The 1,410-nt window shown below is 74.8% G+C and carries 1 pseudogene; it reads left to right on the top strand.

Features of this window, described 5'->3' with window-relative positions:
• Positions 1-1,410: pseudogene (locus Uis1B_RS12125) on the top strand (hypothetical protein); the annotation flags it as partial.

The raw sequence follows: 1,410 nt of genomic DNA, 5'->3' as shown, positions 1-1,410 counted from the left end.
GCACCCCACCGCCCTGGGGTCGGACGGCACCGTCGTGCCCCTGACCGCCACGAACCCGACCCCATCGCACCCGAAGCTCGGCGTCACGCTCACGACCGCCGTCCTGACCGCCGGACGGGACGGCACCCGGCCCGCGATCCGCACGGACGCCTCATGGACATCAGGCCGGGAGATCACCGTCGACGGCCGGCCGTTCTCCCTGAAGGACGGCGTGTGGACCGCGTCGGCCGACACGACCCTCGACGGGTCGAACACGCCAGCCATGGACCGGATCGTCCTGTCCGACGGCACCTCGCATCCCATCGCCTGGAACACGCCCGAGGCATCCGACGGGCGGATCGCCATGACCGGCACGTCGGCCGGCGAGACCGGCGGCCAACGGTGGCTGGTCACGGTCACCGCCTCGCGCACCCCCGACCGCACACGGCTCGACCAGGCCATCGCCGCCGGCCGCGCGAAGCTCGACGACCGGGACGCGGACCGGACCGCCGACAGCGTCAGGACGCTTCGGGACGCGATCGCCGCGGCCGCCGCCCTCGACCCGACCGCCACCGACGACGAGACCCGTCAGGCCGCCGACCGGATCGACACGGCCATGAGGAACCTGACCGACCTGACCTGGAGCGTGAGGGTCGACGGCCGGGACGTGCCGCTGACCCGCACCGCGCCGCACGTCTGGAGCCTCACGGCCGACGCGGCGACCCGCCCCGTCGCCCGCCTGACGGCGACCAGCAACGACCCGACGCTCGACCCGGCGGCCATGGACGGTGAGACCAAGACCCGCGACGACGCAACCCGCACGCTTGGCGTGCTCGACCGCACCGGCACGACCACCTACCGGCACCGGTCGGCCGGACGCACCCTCACCGTCGCCCTGTCCTGGAGGCAGACCGTCGGCACGCCCGTCGCCCTGCCGGGCGGCGTCGCCGCGCACCGCGGCACGGACGGCGTGTGGACGGCCACGATCACCGGCACGCTCGACCCGAACGGCCGGCCCGACATCACGTCGCTCGACCTCGGCGGCCAGAGCGCGAAGGTCACGTACTCCGACCCGTCCGGCGCCACCGGCGGCACCCTGCGCCGCACCGGCCTGGCCGAAGGCGAGCTCAGGGCGACCGGCCAGCGCTACCGCATCACCGTCAACGCCACGACCCCGATCGACACGGGCGAGCTCAGGGCCCTCGCCGCCCGCCAGCGGCGGGCGATGCAGCCCGGCGCCCACCACTGGCATGCGAAGGACGCCGAGGCCATGACCCGCCTGCTCGACGAGACGGACCGGCTCCTCAAGGACGACGGGGCCACGCCCGCCGCCGTCACCGACCTGTACGCGCGGCTCAACCGGGCCACGCTCACCGCCACCGCATGGACCGTGGACGGCCGGCCGCTCACATGGCACGAGCAGGAGGACGC

The organism is Bifidobacterium margollesii (assembly GCF_002860355.1).
Classification (GTDB): domain Bacteria; phylum Actinomycetota; class Actinomycetes; order Actinomycetales; family Bifidobacteriaceae; genus Galliscardovia; species Galliscardovia margollesii.
This window is presented reverse-complemented; position numbering and strand designations above follow the sequence as displayed.